The sequence below is a fragment of the Roseibium algicola genome, from assembly GCF_001999245.1.
Taxonomy (GTDB): Bacteria; Pseudomonadota; Alphaproteobacteria; order Rhizobiales; family Stappiaceae; genus Roseibium; species Roseibium algicola.
In genome coordinates, this window is record NZ_CP019630.1 from 461,286 (window position 1) to 477,700 (window position 16,415).

Annotated in this window: 17 protein-coding genes; 4 read left to right on the forward strand and 13 right to left on the reverse strand. The window is 59.2% G+C overall.

Going from position 1 to position 16,415, the window contains the following annotated elements; all coding sequences use genetic code 11:
- Positions 1 to 34: 34 nt before the first annotated feature.
- A complete protein-coding gene (locus B0E33_RS02255; protein ID WP_022997637.1) occupies positions 35 to 805 on the reverse strand; it encodes a GntR family transcriptional regulator in 771 nt (256 codons plus the stop codon).
- A gap of 236 nt (positions 806 to 1,041) precedes the next feature.
- Here B0E33_RS02255 and B0E33_RS02260 point away from each other — a divergent pair, with 236 nt between their 5' ends.
- From B0E33_RS02260 to B0E33_RS02275, 4 genes are all read left to right on the forward strand, one after another.
- Positions 1,042 to 2,019: a sialic acid TRAP transporter substrate-binding protein SiaP gene (locus B0E33_RS02260; RefSeq protein WP_077290308.1), complete on the forward strand. Its 978-nt coding sequence runs from the start codon at positions 1,042 to 1,044 to the stop codon at positions 2,017 to 2,019.
- A 17-nt stretch (positions 2,020 to 2,036) separates the two neighbouring features.
- On the forward strand, positions 2,037 to 2,624 hold the full coding sequence (locus tag B0E33_RS02265; protein WP_167579479.1) for a TRAP transporter small permease: 588 nt from the start codon (positions 2,037 to 2,039) through the stop codon (positions 2,622 to 2,624).
- A 13-nt stretch (positions 2,625 to 2,637) separates the two neighbouring features.
- Positions 2,638 to 3,915 (forward strand): TRAP transporter large permease, encoded by a 1,278-nt coding sequence (locus tag B0E33_RS02270; RefSeq protein ID WP_022997640.1) that lies wholly within the window; start codon positions 2,638 to 2,640, stop codon positions 3,913 to 3,915.
- Between the two features lie 110 nt (positions 3,916 to 4,025).
- On the forward strand, positions 4,026 to 5,438 hold the full coding sequence (locus B0E33_RS02275; RefSeq protein WP_077290310.1) for a metallophosphoesterase: 1,413 nt from the start codon (positions 4,026 to 4,028) through the stop codon (positions 5,436 to 5,438).
- Positions 5,439 to 5,495: 57 nt separating this feature from the next.
- On the opposite strand, the gene B0E33_RS02280 is transcribed toward B0E33_RS02275, so the two are convergent.
- The 12 genes from B0E33_RS02280 to B0E33_RS02335 all read right to left on the reverse strand — a co-directional run bounded on the left by B0E33_RS02280 (position 5,496) and on the right by B0E33_RS02335 (position 16,408).
- Positions 5,496 to 6,557, reverse strand: coding sequence for an ABC transporter ATP-binding protein (locus B0E33_RS02280; RefSeq protein WP_077290311.1), 1,062 nt, complete (start codon positions 6,555 to 6,557; stop codon positions 5,496 to 5,498).
- A gap of 12 nt (positions 6,558 to 6,569) precedes the next feature.
- Positions 6,570 to 7,412, reverse strand: coding sequence for a carbohydrate ABC transporter permease (locus B0E33_RS02285; RefSeq protein WP_022997643.1), 843 nt, complete (start codon positions 7,410 to 7,412; stop codon positions 6,570 to 6,572).
- Between the two features lie 9 nt (positions 7,413 to 7,421).
- Positions 7,422 to 8,354: a carbohydrate ABC transporter permease gene (locus B0E33_RS02290; RefSeq protein ID WP_055659150.1), complete on the reverse strand. Its 933-nt coding sequence runs from the start codon at positions 8,352 to 8,354 to the stop codon at positions 7,422 to 7,424.
- The gene (locus B0E33_RS02295) at positions 8,351 to 9,607 is read right to left on the reverse strand and encodes an ABC transporter substrate-binding protein (protein ID WP_031268042.1); all 1,257 of its coding nucleotides are present in this window, start codon (positions 9,605 to 9,607) and stop codon (positions 8,351 to 8,353) included. The genes B0E33_RS02290 and B0E33_RS02295 overlap by 4 nt, the downstream gene beginning before the upstream one ends.
- A 44-nt stretch (positions 9,608 to 9,651) precedes the next feature.
- Positions 9,652 to 10,815, reverse strand: coding sequence for an aminotransferase class I/II-fold pyridoxal phosphate-dependent enzyme (locus B0E33_RS02300; RefSeq protein ID WP_077290312.1), 1,164 nt, complete (start codon positions 10,813 to 10,815; stop codon positions 9,652 to 9,654).
- Complete coding sequence (locus B0E33_RS02305) at positions 10,808 to 11,566, reverse strand: FadR/GntR family transcriptional regulator (protein WP_228148052.1); 759 nt, start codon at positions 11,564 to 11,566, stop codon at positions 10,808 to 10,810. The genes B0E33_RS02300 and B0E33_RS02305 overlap by 8 nt, the downstream gene beginning before the upstream one ends.
- Positions 11,567 to 12,178: 612 nt before the next feature.
- The gene (locus B0E33_RS02310; protein WP_022997649.1) at positions 12,179 to 12,574 is read right to left on the reverse strand and encodes a RidA family protein; all 396 of its coding nucleotides are present in this window, start codon (positions 12,572 to 12,574) and stop codon (positions 12,179 to 12,181) included.
- 100 nt (positions 12,575 to 12,674) lie between these two features.
- Positions 12,675 to 13,076 carry an acyl-CoA thioesterase gene (locus tag B0E33_RS02315; protein WP_077290313.1) on the reverse strand — a complete coding sequence of 134 codons (402 nt, stop codon included), beginning with the start codon at positions 13,074 to 13,076 and terminating at the stop codon, positions 12,675 to 12,677.
- Between the two features lie 3 nt (positions 13,077 to 13,079).
- Positions 13,080 to 13,769 (reverse strand): ABC transporter ATP-binding protein, encoded by a 690-nt coding sequence (locus B0E33_RS02320; protein WP_055659143.1) that lies wholly within the window; start codon positions 13,767 to 13,769, stop codon positions 13,080 to 13,082.
- Positions 13,766 to 14,515 (reverse strand): ABC transporter ATP-binding protein, encoded by a 750-nt coding sequence (locus tag B0E33_RS02325; protein ID WP_077290314.1) that lies wholly within the window; start codon positions 14,513 to 14,515, stop codon positions 13,766 to 13,768. Before B0E33_RS02325 ends, B0E33_RS02320 begins: the two co-directional genes overlap by 4 nt.
- Entirely contained in the window at positions 14,508 to 15,491 is a 984-nt protein-coding gene (locus tag B0E33_RS02330; RefSeq protein WP_022997653.1) for a branched-chain amino acid ABC transporter permease, read from the reverse strand. The genes B0E33_RS02325 and B0E33_RS02330 overlap by 8 nt, the downstream gene beginning before the upstream one ends.
- On the reverse strand, positions 15,488 to 16,408 hold the full coding sequence (locus B0E33_RS02335) for a branched-chain amino acid ABC transporter permease (RefSeq protein WP_022997654.1): 921 nt from the start codon (positions 16,406 to 16,408) through the stop codon (positions 15,488 to 15,490). The genes B0E33_RS02330 and B0E33_RS02335 overlap by 4 nt, the downstream gene beginning before the upstream one ends.
- Between the last annotated feature and the right edge of the window lie 7 nt (positions 16,409 to 16,415).

The following is a 16,415-nucleotide window of genomic DNA, read 5'->3' on the forward strand; positions in this document are numbered from 1 at the left end:
TTTCCGATCAGGGCAGAGCCACAAACGGTCAGGCCTAATCCTTGTCGAACAGGAAATAGTCGGGCCACAGATCCTGAAAGGTGCCGATATCGATCTGAAGCTTGTTGAGGTGGTTGTTCATATTGGCAACCGCAGCATCTGCATCGCCCTTTTCGATCGCTTCCAGAACAGCGGCATGTTCGCCGACGATCAGTTGCATCCGGCCTTCCTGCGGCAGCGTCAGCCTGCGGTAGCGCTCCACCTGCAGCCTGATCTTCTCGATCATGTTCCAGATGCCCGGGTAACCGCTGGCTGCGGCGATACCGGAATGAAAGGCATTGTCCGCCTCGTGGAAGGCCTGTTCGTCGCCTTTGTCGGCCAGCTCCTGCTCGCGCTGGACTATCGCCCGCAGCCCCATCAACTGGCTCTTGCTCGCCTTCATCGTGGCTTCGCGAACGCAGACTTCCTCCAACGCTTTCCTCGCGACGATGGCCTCGCGCAATTCGGAAACGGGAATCCTGGCAACGAAGGTGCCGGACTTCGGGAAAACGTCGACAAGGTTCTCTTCCGCCAGCCGCAAGATCGCCTCGCGAACCGGCGTTCGGCTGATGCCGTATTTTTCGGTCAGGTCTTTTTCCGCCAGCGGCGAACCGGGTGGCAGCGTGACATTTATGATCGCGTTGCGCAGGTCCTGGTAGACGATTTCCGAATTGCGGGCCGCCCGTCTGGCGGTCCCGGAAGCTGCACCGCGTGGGGGTGCATTTTTCGCTCTCGGCTTGCGCGTCTTGCCTCCGGCAGAAGGCGTTTCATCCAGTGATACGGCCATCGTCTTTCCTGAAACCAAGAGGTTCGAAGATGCAGCTGATCTGAGCCTATCTGCTTCGAATCCCTACAGTTTCTCCCCCTCTTTTCCGGTTTACTAGCAATCCAGCAAAGGGATGACCAGCCGAATTCGTTTGCATTCTTACAATATGTCATATACGTAAAATAACTTGTATACCAGTTATACAAGATAGGCCGATTGAGTGGAGGAGCTCGACCCCGGCCGACGGGAGGACAGACATGATTGGAAGAACAATGAAGCGCGGCCTTCTGGCCGCCGCGATGACACTTGCCCTGGCTGGGCAGTCCTGGGCCGCGGATCTGAAATGGGCGCATGTCTATGAGGAAGGATCCAGCTACCACAAATGGGCGCTGTGGGCCGCAGACCAGATCAAGGAAAAAACGGATGGCCGCGTGACCATCTCGGTCTACCCGGCCTCGTCACTTGGCAAGGAAGCAGAGATCAACGAAGGCCTGACCATCGGGTCCGTCGACATGATCTATACCGGACCCAACTTCGCCGAACGCGATTACGGTCCGATCGCCATTTCCGACTATCCCTTCATGCTGAAGAACTATGATCACTGGAAGGCCTACCGGGACAGTGACCTCTTCAGCGACCTTTCCAATGGCTACAGGGAAGCGACCGGTCACACGGTGATGGCCATCACCTGGTACGGCTATCGCCATGTAACTTCAAAGTTCCCGATCACCAAACCGGACGACATGAAGGGTCTGAAGATCCGTGTGCCGGATTCGCCGCTGATGGTGCTGTTCCCGAATGCGGTTGGCGCCAACCCGACACCGATCGCCTTTTCCGAAGTGTATCTGGCGTTGCAGCAGGGCGTTGTCGACGCCCAGGAAAACCCTCTACCGACGATCAAGTTCAAGAAGTTCTACGAGGTCCAGTCCAACATCAATCTGACCGGCCATATCGGCAATTCGCTGATCATCGTCGTTTCCGAAAACGCGATGGGGCAGCTGGGGGACGATGCGGCCACCGTGGACGCAGTTCTGAAGGAAGCCGCCGCGCAGAATGCGGACGAGATCTATCAGTCGGAACAGGACCTTGTGCAGTGGTTCGTTGATCAGGGCATCCAGATAAACGAAGTCGACAAGGCTGCTTTCCAAGCTGCTGTCGAGCCGATCCTGACCGATGAATCCAAGGTTCCCTATACCCAGGAACACTACGAGCGGATGCAGGCTCTCGCTCAATGACGCAAAGCAACGATGCCGTGGCTGACCAAACGAAACAAGCCACCGCACAAACGGAGCAAGGGCGCGCGGATGGCGCGCCCGAACTGCTTCACTTTGACGAGACCGAAACCGACCTCAGCGCACTGAAATGGATCGATGCCCCCGGCATTCTGGTCTTCTGGGTCCTTGCCGTGGTCGTTTTCCTCCAGTTTTTCACTCGCTATGTGCTGAACGATTCCCTCGCGTGGACCGAGGAAGTGGCCCGTTATCTGCTGATCCTGGTCTGCTTTCTTGGCGCAATCACCGCGACGCGGCGTGGTGCGCATATCACGCTCGAGTTTCTGATGCGCATGGTGCCACCGCGTCTTGCGAAAGGTCTGACCGTTCTGTCCCAGACGATCACGCTCGGTTTTTTCGCCTCCATGACCTGGATCGGTATCGAACTGACCCAGAAAACCCGGCAGAAGATGATTTCCCTGCCGATTCCGAAGGCATGGATCTACACGATCTGCGTCGTCGCTCTCGGACTGATGGCGTTCTACTCGGCCATCTGGCTGTGGCGCCGCCTTCGCCAAAGCCCCGAAGACCTCGTCCGCTCGCTGGACGACCACCTGCCAACCGATTGAAGAGTTTTCGCCGATGGCCGTCCTGTTCATGATGATGCTCCTGTTCGCCCTGATGATCATCGGGGTGCCGGTCGCTGCCGCCCTCGCCCTCGCCTCGCTCGCCTTCGTGCTGATGGAAGGCCTGCCGCCGATGATCGTGCTGGCAAACATGGTCAACGGCATTAATTCGTTTCCGCTTATTGCGGTTCCCTTCTTCATCCTTGCCGGCAACCTGATGAACTCTGCAGGCATCACGACCCGCATCTTTGCCTTCGCCCGCGCGGCGGTCGGCTGGATGCACGGCGGACTGGGTCACGTGAATGTCGGCGCGAGTGTCATCTTTGCCGGCATGTCAGGAGCCGCCGTGGCGGATGCGGGAGGTCTCGGCAACATCGAGATCAAGGCCATGCGGGACAGTGGCTACGATACGGATTTCGCGGTCGGCATCACAGCTGCCTCTTCCACTATCGGGCCGATCATACCTCCGTCTTTGCCCCTGGTTATCTACGGCGTCATCGCGGACGCTTCCATCGGCCAGCTTTTCATGGCCGGCATCGTTCCCGGCCTCATGATGGCACTGGCCCTGATGGTGATGGTTGCCTGGTACTCTCGGCAGAGGAATTATCCGCGCGATCTCAATTTCCGCTTTTCGCGGCTTGGCCAGACCTTTCTCGACGCCCTGCTTCCCCTCATGACACCGACGATCATCATCGGCGGCATCATGTTCGGTATTTTCACTCCGACGGAAGCGGCGATCGCTGCCGTCGCCTGGTGCATTTTTCTGGGTGTCGGCGTCTATCGGACGCTGAATTTCAGAAAGATCCTCAAGGTATCCTTCGAGACGGTGGAGACGACCGCAGCCATCATGCTGATCGTGGCCGCTTCCACGATTTTCGCCTGGATCCTGACGGCCAACCAGACCGCACGCCACTTTTCCGAGCTGATGGTGGCATTGACGGACAACAAGGTCGTTCTGCTACTGATCATCACGCTGATCGTGCTGGTGATCGGCCTGTTCATGGAAACAATTGCCGCCATCACCATTCTGACGCCGGTGCTGCTTCCGGTGGCCGTCGGCCTGGGTATTGATCCAGTCCATTTCGGGATCATCATGATCCTGAACCTGATGATCGGCCTTCTGACGCCCCCGGTCGGCATGGTGCTTTACGTGCTTTCAAAAGTGGCGCAAGTGCCTTTCGAGCGATGCGTGACGGCAACGGCTCCCTTCCTCGTCCCGCTGATCACGGTGCTGCTGCTGCTGACCTTCGTTCCGGCCTTTTCGATGTGGCTGCCGACACTGGTCTATCGGTAGGCGCAAATCGGCTCAATTTTCGGAAGTGCGGTTCACATCCATTTACCGGTGCCGTGTTTGACTGTGTCAATATTCCGCTAGGGAATTTTTGGCACAGCTAGGGGGCCGGAATGTTCGACAGGTTGGCATTTTCTTTTGCGGCATTTGCAGCCGTCACTTTGACGCTCGACGGTGTTCGCGCCCAATCCACGGAACCGGTGTTCTACCCGGGAACGAACGAGGGTCTGTTTCTGATCGTCACCGACATCCACTTCGACCCGTTCAGTGATCCGGCCCTCGTGCCGGCACTGGACAAGAGCCCAGTCTCCGGGTGGACGGAAATTTTCAAGGGATCTGCCGAAAACATCAAGAGTTACGGCAATGATGCCAGCTACTCGCTGATGGTCTCCGCCCTGGATGCGGCGGCAGCCCAAGGCATGACCTACGACTACGTGCTCTATACCGGTGACTACCTGAGCCACCACTTCAATGACACCTACCAGAAGACAGCGGGCGACAATCCGAAGGGCGTGACCTCGTTTGCCATCAAGACCACACAATATGTTTCCCAGCTTCTGGGCGATACCTTCGGCGACATCCCGGTCTACGGCGTTCTGGGCAACGAAGATTCAGCCTGCGGTGACTACCAGCTCGCTCCCGACAGTGCATTTCTTGAAGGTGTCGGCGAGCAGTGGGCGAAGTTGAGCCGTCAACCGGGCGGGTTCCAGGCGTTCAAGCACGACGGTTTCTACAAGGTTACGCATCCAACTGTGCCCGATCAGGACATCATCGCCCTCAGCAACGTCTACTGGGCAAAACACTATTCGGATGCCTGTAATACCAATGGTGGCGATCCCGGAAAGGACGTCATGACCTGGCTGGATGAGCAGCTTGCAGTAACGCAGCAAGCCGGCCGCAAGGCGCAGCTACTGATGCATGTTCCACCAGGGGCCGATGCCCGCGATACAGCGCGCCATGCAGACAAGGAGACGTGTGAGGCCAGTATCCACCTCTTCTGGCACGAGCATTACCTCACGGACTTTCTGGAGCTGATGTACAAATATGCCGGCACCGTCGACTACACGTTTTCCGGCCACACGCATATGGACGGCTTCACTGTCATCAATGATGCATCGGGCGAACCGCTGATTGCGAACCAGATAACGGCATCGGTCAGCCCTGTCTTCGGCAACAACCCGGCCTTTGCAGTCTTTCTATACGACAGGACCAGCGGCGCGGTGAAGGACTCGGCGACCTTCTATCTGACGAACCTCGAAGCTGCCGCCGCCGGTGCAAAACCGGACTGGCAGCTCGAATATGACTATCGCTCCACCTATGCGGTTCCGGACCTTTCCGCCGCCAGCCGGGCTTCGCTCGCCAAGACGCTTCAGAACGACGAGCCATTGCGCCAACGGTTCAGCGATCTCTATGCCGTCCAATCAGCGACCCCGGAAATCGATCTCGTCAATTGGCAGGCATATGGCTGCGCACTCGATGCCACCAGCCTGGACGCCTACAAAGCCTGCCTCTGCAGCAACAACTGACCGTGGACGCACTATTTAATCAGCCTGAGCAAGCGTGGGGTTGAGTTCTCCTCACACTCAGGCTGCCAGGCGTCGGCCTTCAGCATCGAACAGATGTGTCTTATCGAGATCCAGCGCGATGCCGACCGGATCACCGGATTTCAGCGCGAAATGCCCGTGCTCGCGCACCAGGACCTGACCGATGCCTGGCACACTTGCGTGAATGTTGGTGTCCGAGCCCAGGTGCTCGACCAGTTCGGCCGTTCCGGAAATATGAGCGACGTCTTGGGCGACGATGTTGAGATGTTCCGGCCGGACCCCCAACTCCCTTGCAGCTGCTTGCCCGTTGCTCAACCCAAGGCCTAGGCTGGCGCCGTTCTTCAGTGAAACGCCACCTTCCTTCGGTTCGATATCGAGGATGTTCATGGTCGGAGACCCGATGAACTGGGCAACGAACTTGTTGGCAGGGGTGTCGTAGAGCTCCAGAGGCGTGCCCACCTGCTGGATGTCGCCCGCATTCAGGACCACGATCCTGTCGGCCAGCGTCAGGGCTTCCACCTGGTCGTGGGTCACATAAATCATCGTCGACTTCAGACGCTGGTGCAGCCGAGCGATTTCCAATCGCATTTCGACACGCAGTGCCGCATCGAGATTGGACAGCGGCTCATCGAACAGGAAGGCGCTTGGATCACGGACGATTGCTCGGCCCATGGCGACACGCTGGCGCTGCCCGCCTGAAAGCTGCTTGGGCAGGCGTGCTGTCAGATTGCTCAGGCCAAGTGTCCTGGCAGCTTCCTGCACCTTGCTTACACGCTCCTCATTGGCCGCTTTGCGGATTTCCAGCGAGAAGCCCATGTTCCGCGCCACATCCATATGCGGATAAAGCGCATAGGACTGGAAAACCATGGCCATGTCACGATCACGGGGCGGCACTTCGTTCATGCGTTTGCCGTCTACCGTGAAGTCGCCTCCGGAAATCGGTTCCAGGCCGGCAATCATGCGCAGCAGCGTGGACTTGCCGCAGCCGGACGGGCCGACCAGTACGATGAATTCGCCATCATCGATGGAGAGGTTGATATCGCGCATCACCTCGACGGAGCCATAGGCCTTGGCGATGTTCTTGAGTTCGATACGAGCCATGGTCTGGGTCTCCTACCCCTTGACGGCGCCAGAGGTAAGCCCCTGGACCAGATAGCGCTGGATGAAGATGAAGAACAGACAGGACGGCACCAGTGCGAGCACGCCGGCGGCCATCATCTGCCCCCAGTCGACAGAGAACTTCGAAACGAAAGTCAGAAGCCCGACGGGGAAGGTCATGGTGTCGTTGGAGTTGATCAGCATGAGTGCGAAGAGCAGCTCGCTCCAGGCGGCGGTAAAGACGAAGCCTAGTGTCGCCCCAAGCCCCGGAAGCGTCAGCGGCAGAATGATTTTCCTGAGCGCTTCGAAGCGGCTGCAACCGTCAATCATGCCGGCCTCCTCCAGATCCTTCGGTATGCCGTCAAAGAAGGACTGCATCAGGAAGGTGGCGAAGGGAATGTTGAAGGCCGTGTAGACGATGATCAGGCTGGTAAGCGAGTTCAGCAGTCCGATCGCTGCAACGATCTTGTAGATCGGGGCAATGATCATCAGAAGCGGAAACATCTGGGTGATCAGCATCAGGGCGATGATCAGCCGTTTGCCGCGAAAATCGAACCGCGAGAAAGCGTATCCGGCAGCCGCCGCAATCGCCGTGGTGATGGCCGCGGTGCCAATGGACACGATCACACTGTTCTTGAAATAGGACAGGAAATCCGTTGCGATCAGAACGGTCTGGAAATTCTCGAAGGTAAACTCGCTCGGAAAGAGCGCCGTCCCTTCCGTGAAGATCAGCTTGTCCGGCGTGATCGCGATCTTGACGAGCCAGTAGAGCGGGAAAAGCGCAAAGGCGACGTAAAACGCCAGAGCCAGATATTTTCCCGTGACCGCCAGAGGCGAGCTATTACGAAGCGCACTCATCGAAGCACCTCAGATCTTGACCAGTTTCCGGCGCAGCACCAGCAGGATTGCCGCGTAGATCAGCAGCAGACCCAGGAGCGCGACCGCGATTGCGGAGGCATAGCCGAAATCGAGTTTCCGGAAGGCTGTTGTGAAAATGTAGGTCGACAGGATCTGCGTCGAGTTTGCAGGTCCGCCGCCGGTCATGACGAAGATGAGATCGGCGAAATTCGCGATCCAGATCGTCCTCAGCATGACGGTGATTGCGATCATCGGTGCCAGGAACGGCAGCGTGATCTTGGTGAAGGTCTGCCAGGCGGTCGCGCCGTCAATTTCCGCAGCCTCGTAAAGTTCGCCCGGGATGGACTGCAGCGCAGCCAGCAGTGTGATGGCGAAGAAGGGAATGCCGAACCAGACGTTTGCGGTCACAGGTCCCCACATGGCCAGGTCCTTGTCACCCAGGATGTTGAACGGCTCCGAAAGGATCCCGAGAGCGGCCAGCCAGTGCGGCAGTGGTCCGATGGTCGGGTTGAAGAGCCAGGCCCAGGTGAGAGCCGACAGGAACGTCGGTACGGCCCAGGGCAGAAAGACCAGTGCCTGAACAATGCGCTTGCCGTGGAACTGTGTGTTCAGCAGCATCGCGAGGCCAAGTCCCAGGAAGAACTGGAAGAAAATCGACCCGAGCGTCCACCAGAACGTGTTGGTGAGCGCCAGCCAGAACTTCCGGTCAGACCACAGGGCCTCGAAGTTGGCGAAGCCGACCCAGCCCGACTGGAACGGGCGCAGCAGGTTGACGGCCTGGAAGGCATAGGAAACGCCGATCACCAGCGGCACCAGCATCACCAGGGCAATCAGCACGATTGCCGGGGTCAGGTAGAGATAAGGCTCCACCATGTAACGGAAGTAAAAGGTGGGCCGAGCCCGGGATTTTTTCCCGGGCACGGCAGTGTCGATCGTGGTCATTGCGCGGCTTTCCAGCGGCCATATTCTTCCGTCAGGAACTCGGCCCATTTGTCGGCCACTTCCTGAGCGGAGATTTCACCCAGGAGGGCTTCCTGGCTGGATTCCAGGGCGATGGAGTCCGCGAAGTAACCGAACTGCTCCAGATAGGTCGGCATGACCGTCGGGATGTACTGGTCGCCGTTCAGGGTATCGAACCAGCCCTTGAACTGCTCGGTCTTGAAGTACGGATCCTGCTCTGCACCTTCATGGATCGGAATGACGCCAACGCGCTTTGCCCATTCCTTGTTGGTTTCCGGGCTGGACAGATGCGCAATCAGCTTCCACGAAAGGTCTTCGTTGCTGGTCGTGTCGAACATCGCCCAACCGGCGAAACCGATGGTCGGGAAAGCCTTGCCGGCCGGACCGACAGGCATCGGAACCACAGCGAAGTCTTCCGGCGCCATACGCTCGGCAACCGCGATCAGCGCATCCGGGTCCTGATCGAGGAACGCACAGGTTCCCGAATAGAAGCCGGCAACGATCTCGTTGAAGCCCCAGCTGACGGAATCCTTCGGGGCATAACCGTTCTGGTACATGTCGATCAGGAACTGGATGCCTTCGACGGAACCCGGCTGGTTGAGCGTGCTCTTGCCATCCGCGTCAAAGAAGGTGTTGTCCCCGTTCATGGTGGCGGCCATCATGATCCAGCCGTTGAGCCCACCAGGTCCGCCCCGGAGACAATATCCGTATTTTCCGTCCAGTTCGGAAACGGCCTTGGCCGCATCCATGAATTCCGCCATCGTGCTCGGCGGATTTTCGACACCGGCTTCCGCCAGCAGCTTCTTGTTGTAGAACATGGCGCGCAGATAGAAGCCGTAAGGGATCATCCGTGCCGTCTTGCCGTCGGTCTGGCGGCCCATGTCCAGGGTTTTCTGGGTCAGCGTGCCACCATATTCCCAACCTGCGATCTTGTCGTTCAGATCGACCAGCCTGTCCTTGTAGATGCCCGCCCAACGGTCCGGCATTTCAACGACATCGGGAATGTCGCCACCGGCCACCATGGTTGCCAGCTTTTCAAAGGCCTGGCCCCAGGGCAGCGAGACGATTTCAACTTCCGTGCCCGGGTTGGCAGCCTCGAAGGCGTCCACTTGCTTCTGCAGTACTTCCGTGCGCTCCGGGCTGGTGATCACTTCCACCAGCTTCAGGGTTTCCGCGCTCGCTGCCGAGCCTGCCAGAAACGCCAATGCGCTAATTGCTCCTATCAGTCCCCTCATGGTTCAACTCCGCTTCTTTCAGGTTTGGTTTGAATTGCGCCGTCTTATGTCCGGGCGCTTTTGCTCAAGGCCGCCTCGAAGTCGGCCCAAAGATCGTTGGGGTCTTCCAACCCCAGGCTGAGGCGTACGATCCGGTCGGACACGCCAAAGCGTTGCATTGAATTCTGCTCGCCCGCCTGGTTGAGGCCGATGCGTGTCGGCAGGATCAGGCTTTCGAAACCACCCCAGCTGACGCCAAGGCGGAACAGCTTCAGACTGTCGGCAAGGTTCGGGATGTCGACGTTGTCGTTCAGCGCGACGGACAACAGGCCCGAGCGGCCGGTCAGACCAGGCACGATGTTCGGACCGGGCGAATGCACCGCGCTGACATGCGGGTGGCTCGCCAGCCGGTCAACAAACAGGTTCGCGGTCGCCTGGTGCTGGCGCATGCGCGGGCCAAGGGTGCGCAGTCCCCGGGTCAGCAGAAAAGCCTCGAATGGCGCAAGCTTGCCGCCGAGCAGCGGCAGGGTCAGGTCCCGGATCCCGTCGATCAGGTCCTGGCGTGCCACCACCACGCCGGCAACCGTATCGGAATGGCCGGACAGGTATTTGGAGGCAGAATGCAGAACGATGTCGATGCCGAGGGTCAGTGGACGCTGGAAGAGCGGTGTTGCCCAGGAGTTGTCGATTACGGTGATCGTGCCGTGCTTTTTCGCATGTGAGGCGACAAGTCCGAGATCCAGCGTCTTGAAGACGACGGAGGTCGGGCTTTCCAGATAGGCGAGCTTCACGCCCTTGAGCAGATCCGGATCCGACTGGAACTCCTCAATTGAATGATAGGTAACCCCGACGCCAAACGGGCGCAGCATTCGCTCGAACAGGCGATAGGCATCCGGATAGACATGTTCGATGCAGGCAATGCGGTCACCCGGCTTGACGAAGGCAAGAACGGTGGAGGAGATCGCTGCCATGCCGGACGCAAAACCGACAGCAGCTTCGCCCTCTTCCGCCTGGGCCATCAGCTTTTCAAAGGCAGCCACAGTGGGGTTCTGAACCCGTGTATAGAGCGGCTCGTTGGAGCGGCCCGCCATCCGGTCTTCGAAGGCCTTGTAGTTGTCGAAGGTGAAGAGAGACGTCTGCACGATCGGCGGCGCCACAGCGCCTCCTGTCTCGGCAGCAGCCGCCAGCAGCGTCTCGATCGAATATCCACCCGGCACAGCGTCAGCCATCGTGTTCCTCTGAAATTTTCTGGGTTTCGGCACAGACCATATCGATGATCATCTCGGTCAGTTCCGCTGCCTTGTCCTCGTCACCGGCGATGATCGCGTCGGCAAGCGGGCGGTGCAGCGGGATGGTGTCCTGGCCGAGATGCGGCTTGCCGAACGGTGTTTCGTAAATGTCGTGAAAGGCTTTCTGGATCTGTTCGATGAACTGCCTGAACAGGGGATTGCCGGTCGCATCGTGAACGGCGTTGTGAAACCGATGGTCGGCCGGGCGCCAGTCTTCACCGGCTTCGAACACAGCCATCAGTTCCGCCGCCCGGGCATTGATGATGCGGCGCTGGTCCGGCGTTGCGGATCTCGTTGCGATACGCACCGACTCGATTTCCAGAGGCCGTCGAACCTGCTGCATTCGCAACAGGCTCTCGGCTTCATGTTTGATGGTGAGGGCCACGCGCAGTGTATTGGTTGATATTTCCGCGATGAGCCTTGTGCCGGCTCCTTTGTTGCGGCTGACGACACCCATGCTTTCCCAGGTCTTGAGCGTCTCGCGAATGGTCGACCTGCCAAAGCCGAGACGGCGCACAAGCTCCAGTTCCGGCGGCAGACGATCCCCGATCTTGAGACCTTCCTGCTCGATGAGGCTGATCAGGGCTCGCGGCACATCCCGCGGCTCACTCGCTGCTGCAGACCCCGTTTCCGGTTTCGGCTGTTGTGCATTTTCCGGCATGAACAGATGTCGACCTTCTTTGTTTGCCATCTCACGTTACCACTTTGTCTGACATTGTAAACACTTTGTCTGACATAATTTTCAGGCAAAGCGCTATCCCGTTTAAACAATTGTTTTATTGAGTGAATTTCACACTCTCGCGAAGAACACCAGCCACCGCAGTCCCACGCCTCTCACCACAATCACCCTCACCATCGTCATCCCGGCCAAGCAACGCGCGAGCCGGGATCGGAGAGCCGCTGGCAGCGGCGGCAAGTCCTCCTGCCCTATCGACTGGCCCCGGTTCCCCGGTCCCGGATCTGCGCTGCGCTCCGTCCGGGAAGACGAAATCTAGGTGGGAGATTATCCAAAGGGCAGCCAGCTGAGCTGCCCCACCGCTTCTCACAACTATCAAACTCACCGCCGTCATCCCGGCCAAGCAACGCGCGAGCCGGGATCGGGGAGCCGCTGGCGACGGCGGTGGCCCGCCTCCTATCGACAGGCCTCAGCTTCCCCGTTCCAGGATCTGCGCTGCGCTCCGTCCGGGAGGACGAAATCGAGGTGGGAGATTGTCCCGAAGACGGCCTGTCGCGGAGGCTGTAAACAAAAGCCCGGCACGAGGTGCCGGGCTATAGATAGCGCAACGGAAATATTCTCTGCCGGTCAGCCGACCTGGGCGGTCGCCTCGATTTCGATCAATGCATCGTCCTCGATGAGGCCGGCCACCACGACGACCGACATGGCCGGGAAATGCCGCCCCATCACCCGGCGGTAGGCTTCACCGACTTCTCTCTGCCGGGCAAGATATTCGCGTTTGTCCGTAATGAACCATGTCAGGCGGGCGATATCGGTCACGGCTCCACCGGCAGCCTCGACAATGGCCACAATGTTGGCGAGCGTCTGTTCCATCTGGCCGACGAAGTCACTGGTTTCAAAGACCTGGTCCTTGTTCCAGCCGATCTGGCCGCCGATATGGAGCGTCTTGCCCTCCGTCAACATGCCGTTTGCATAGCCTTTTGCCGGGGCCCAGCCGTCGGGTTGAATGCTTTTGACCGTCATTGATCCTGACTTTCCTTGTCTTCCGGATCAGCTGAAAATCAATCCGACTGGATTGAACTCTCAAGGCTGATCGCTCCCTACCTGTTGAACCGGTCGGCGCTCAAGCGAGTGCCAACTGGTCCAGAAATCGTTGTTTTACCTGTTCCGGCCATGGCTCCGGTTTGCCGCTGCTGTCCACGTTGACGATGGTCAGCTCGGTCTGGAAACGCGCCTCGCCTTCGCATTGCGCGCTGATTGCGATGCCGCAACTGGTCCGGCCAACCTTGGTCACGTTCAAGCCGAGCACCAGAAGATCGCCCAGTTTGCTCGGAGCCATGAAACGCGTACGAATTTCCGCAGTCGGTACGGCTCCCACCTTGTGAATGTCCTTGAACGGCCATTCGACGACCTTGTCGAAAAAGGCTTCGACACAATCGTTCATCATCTCGAAATAGCGGGGATAGAAGACAATCCCCGCCGGATCGCAATGCTTGAACAAGATGGGTTGCTCGAACCGGAACATCACTCAAACTCCGATGTACTTGGCAGTGACGTCGTCGGTCAGAGCATCAATACCGCCAGTCCAGACGGATGTGCCGCGCTCCAGGATCGTCGCCCGGTCGCAAACCTGGCGCAGTTCCTTGATCGACTTGTCGATGACGAGGATCGCGAGCCCCGTTTCCGCCTTCAACTGACGGATCACGGCCCAGATTTCCTGGCGGATGACAGGGGCCAGACCTTCGGTCGCTTCGTCCAGGATCAGCAGCTTCGGGTTGGTCATCAGGGCTCGGCCAATGGCGAGCATCTGCTGTTCGCCACCCGACAGCGAACCCGCCCGCTGGCCGCGCCGTTCACCAAGCCGCGGAAACATGCCTATGACGCGTTCGAAGGTCCAGTCGCCGCGCCGTGCCGCCGCGATCAGGTTTTCCTGAACGCTCAAGGTGCTGAAACAGCGACGGCCTTCAGGAACAAGGCCCAGTCCCAACCGGGCAGCCTTGTGGCTCGGCAGGCGGGCAAGGTCATGACCGGCAAATGTCAGCGAGCCTTGCGCGGAGAGCATCCGGCAAATGCATTTGACCGTGGTCGACTTGCCCATGCCGTTACGGCCGAGCAGTGCCAGCACTTCACCCTCGCCAATTTCCAGATCAACGCCGAAAAGCGCCTGGCTGGCGCCATAGGAGGCCGTCACATTGGACAGTGTCAGAAGACTGCTCATGCTTCGTCTCCCAGGTAAGCTTCCTTGACGGCGGCGTTGGACCGGATTTCATCGACCGTACCGGTGGCAATCACCTCGCCGTACACCAGCACACTGATACGGTCTGCCAGCGAAAAGACCGCGTCCATGTCGTGTTCGACGAGAAGGATCGGTGCTTCGTGCCGGAGCTGATCGAGAAAACCGGTAAGCAGCTTCGAGCCTTCAGAGCCCATGCCTGCCATGGGTTCATCCATGACAAGCGCCTTTGGTTTCTGCGTCAGCGCAACGGCCACTTCCAGCTGACGACGCTGGCCGTGACTGAGCTCCGCCGTGCGCATGCGTGCCTGGTCCAACAGGCCGACACGGGCGAGCGCTTCCTCCGCGGTTTCACGCAAAGAGGTGTCCCTGGTCACGTTGGAGAAGAACCTCCAGGGCCGACCGCTGGCGCCCAGTGCCCCGAGCAGAACGTTCTGGAGAACCGTGTCTTCCATGGCCAGCGAGGAGATCTGGAAGGTACGCCCGAGGCCGGCGCGCGCGCGGGCGCGTGTCGGTTGATGCGTAACGTCCCTGCCCAGCAGGCGAACCGCCCCGGCATCAGGCCGCAGTGTTCCGCAAATCTGCCCGATCAGGGTGGACTTGCCGGCACCATTGGGACCGATGATCGCATGGATCTCGCCAGGCTTCAGGTCGATGGAGATGTCACGGCTGGCACGCAAGGCACCAAAGCTCTTGGAAATGCCGTTTGTTTGCAGGACAGCATCAGTCATGAACAGCCTCCCGTCCGCAAATCATGCCAATCACACCGCCCTTGCCGAAGAGCACGATGACCAGAAGCAACAGCCCTAGGTAGATGTGCCAGAAGTCGCTCAAGGCTCCGAGCCAGTGCTCCAGCGCAACAAAGACCAGCGCACCGACCACAGGCCCGAAAAGCCGTCCGACCCCACCGATGATGATGAAGATCATGATCTCGCCACTGGTCTGCCAGCTGAACATCGTCGGACTGACAAAACGGTTGAGGTCGGCAAACAATGCCCCTGCGAGACCCGTGATGGCGCCGGACACAACGAAGGCAACGAGCTTCAGCCGCACCGGGTCCAGTCCCGCGGTCTCCACACGAACGGGAACCTGCCGGGCAGCATTGAGAGCAAGACCAAATGGAGACCCGGACAGCCGCCATGCAAACAGCAGCACAAGGCACAAAAGCCCCAGGCAAAGCCCGTAGAACTGGATTGGGTCCAGCGTATTGAGCCCCGGAAACCCGTTGCGGACATAGATCGACAGTCCGTCCTCTCCGCCATATTCCGCCCAGGAAATGGCAAAGAAGAAGAACATCTGGCCAAAGGCCAGCGTGATCATGATGAAGTAGACCCCTGCCGTTCTCAAGGACAGGATCCCGATCACCAGCGCAGCCAGGGAAGACACCACGACGGCCACCAGCCAGATCACCGGCATGGACTTCGTGCCTTCGATCAGGAATGGCCACTCGGTGAGCGCGGTATAGTTCTGGGCATGGTAGGCGAGGATACCCATGGCATAACCGCCGAGGCCGAAGAAGACCGCGTGACCGAGACTGACCAGCCCGCCAAGGCCGAGCGCGATGTTGAGGCCAACGGCCGCGATCGCAAAGACGACGGCACGCGTCATCAGCGTAATGGTGAAGGGTTCTTCCGCCGAGATCGCCCAAAAAGGGATCGCGACGAAGAGCGCCAGCGTCAGCGCATTGAGATAGCGTTCCCGGATCATGCGCGCGCTCCGAACAGACCGGCAGGACGCAGGATCAGCACCGCAGCCATGAGGATATAGATCGCCATGGAGGCGAGCGAGGATCCGACGGACGTGGCTGTCGACGGATCGAGGAACAGTTTCAGGATCTCCGGCAGGAAGATGCCACCGAGCGTATCGGTCAATCCGACCAGGATAGCGCCCACAAGCGCCCCCTTGATGGAGCCGATGCCGCCGATGACGATGACGACGAAAGCCAGGATCAACACCGGTTCCCCCATGCCGACCTGCACCGACTGGATGGCACCGACCAGGGCGCCGGCAAGACCTGCCAGTGCGGCGCCAAGCGCGAAGACGATGGTATAGAGCCGTGCAATGTCGATGCCGAGGGCCGCAATCATCTCGCGGTCATTTTCCCCTGCCCTTATCTGCACACCGAGACGCGTCCTGGAAATCAGCATCCAGAGACCGAGCGCCACGGCAAGGCCGACGGCTATCAGCGTCAGCCGGTAGAGAGGATATTCGATGCCGCCCGGCAACGTGACCGGGCCGGACAGGAATTCCGGCACGTCGAGAAACAGCGGAAAGGAACCGAAGATCCAGCGCGTTCCTTCGGAGAAGATCAGGATCAGCGCAAATGTCGCCAGCACCTGATCCAGATGATCCTTGGCGTAAAGCCGGCGGATGACCACCAACTCGACCAAGGCACCCGCGATGGCAGCACCGGCAAGTGCCGCCACGAGGCCCAGCAGAAACGATCCGGTTGCAGCCGCAACAGCCGCCGCGCAGAACGCCCCGATCATGTACAGCGAACCATGGGCAAGGTTGATCAAACCCATGACGCCGAAGATCAAGGTCAGCCCGGCGGCCATCAGAAACAGCATGATGCCGAATTGCAGGCCGTTCAGAACCTGCTCTATGAGCAATATCAGTGACATGAGTACC

What these genes read in the sequence shown, in the direction of transcription:
- B0E33_RS02255 (WP_022997637.1), bottom strand. Translation starts at nt 805, where the DNA reads ATGGCCGTATCACTGGATGAAACGCCTTCTGCCGGAGGCAAGACGCGC.
- B0E33_RS02260 (WP_077290308.1), top strand. Translation starts at nt 1,042, where the DNA reads ATGATTGGAAGAACAATGAAGCGCGGCCTTCTGGCCGCCGCGATGACA.
- B0E33_RS02270 (WP_022997640.1), top strand. Translation starts at nt 2,638, where the DNA reads ATGGCCGTCCTGTTCATGATGATGCTCCTGTTCGCCCTGATGATCATC.
- B0E33_RS02275 (WP_077290310.1), top strand. Translation starts at nt 4,026, where the DNA reads ATGTTCGACAGGTTGGCATTTTCTTTTGCGGCATTTGCAGCCGTCACT.
- B0E33_RS02280 (WP_077290311.1), bottom strand. Translation starts at nt 6,557, where the DNA reads ATGGCTCGTATCGAACTCAAGAACATCGCCAAGGCCTATGGCTCCGTC.
- B0E33_RS02285 (WP_022997643.1), bottom strand. Translation starts at nt 7,412, where the DNA reads ATGAGTGCGCTTCGTAATAGCTCGCCTCTGGCGGTCACGGGAAAATAT.
- B0E33_RS02290 (WP_055659150.1), bottom strand. Translation starts at nt 8,354, where the DNA reads ATGACCACGATCGACACTGCCGTGCCCGGGAAAAAATCCCGGGCTCGG.
- B0E33_RS02295 (WP_031268042.1), bottom strand. Translation starts at nt 9,607, where the DNA reads ATGAGGGGACTGATAGGAGCAATTAGCGCATTGGCGTTTCTGGCAGGC.
- B0E33_RS02300 (WP_077290312.1), bottom strand. Translation starts at nt 10,815, where the DNA reads ATGGCTGACGCTGTGCCGGGTGGATATTCGATCGAGACGCTGCTGGCG.
- B0E33_RS02305 (WP_228148052.1), bottom strand. Translation starts at nt 11,566, where the DNA reads ATGGCAAACAAAGAAGGTCGACATCTGTTCATGCCGGAAAATGCACAA.
- B0E33_RS02310 (WP_022997649.1), bottom strand. Translation starts at nt 12,574, where the DNA reads ATGACGGTCAAAAGCATTCAACCCGACGGCTGGGCCCCGGCAAAAGGC.
- B0E33_RS02315 (WP_077290313.1), bottom strand. Translation starts at nt 13,076, where the DNA reads ATGTTCCGGTTCGAGCAACCCATCTTGTTCAAGCATTGCGATCCGGCG.
- B0E33_RS02320 (WP_055659143.1), bottom strand. Translation starts at nt 13,769, where the DNA reads ATGAGCAGTCTTCTGACACTGTCCAATGTGACGGCCTCCTATGGCGCC.
- B0E33_RS02325 (WP_077290314.1), bottom strand. Translation starts at nt 14,515, where the DNA reads ATGACTGATGCTGTCCTGCAAACAAACGGCATTTCCAAGAGCTTTGGT.
- B0E33_RS02330 (WP_022997653.1), bottom strand. Translation starts at nt 15,491, where the DNA reads ATGATCCGGGAACGCTATCTCAATGCGCTGACGCTGGCGCTCTTCGTC.
- B0E33_RS02335 (WP_022997654.1), bottom strand. Translation starts at nt 16,408, where the DNA reads ATGTCACTGATATTGCTCATAGAGCAGGTTCTGAACGGCCTGCAATTC.